This is a genomic window from Bartonella sp. MR168JLCBS (genome assembly GCF_042194175.1).
Genome location: NZ_JBHIMP010000572.1, coordinates 1 through 235, shown reverse-complemented (window position 1 = coordinate 235; position 235 = coordinate 1). Strand labels below are relative to the sequence as shown.

Below are 235 nucleotides of genomic sequence, written 5' to 3'. Positions count from 1 at the left end.
ATGGGGTCACGCGGTTATGTGTTGTATTTTAAAGTATTTGTGTGAGTTCAAAAAATGAAACAAAAAATAACTTTTTTTATGATCCTGATGATTGCCCTTACGGGCTGTGCTTCTCTTAGTGGGCCCAAAAAACCACCAAGATGTAATGGCCAGTATACGCGCGCTTTAAATAGAGATAAGTGGGATTGGGACAATAAAAACATCATCATACAAAAAAAAATCGTAAAACCTGTTA

The 235-nt window shown here is 36.2% G+C and carries 1 pseudogene; it reads left to right on the top strand.

The features are described 5' to 3' along the window. Window positions 1-54: 54 nt before the first annotated feature. Window positions 55-235: pseudogene (locus tag ACFIK8_RS12755) on the top strand (type IV secretion system protein VirB7); the annotation flags it as partial.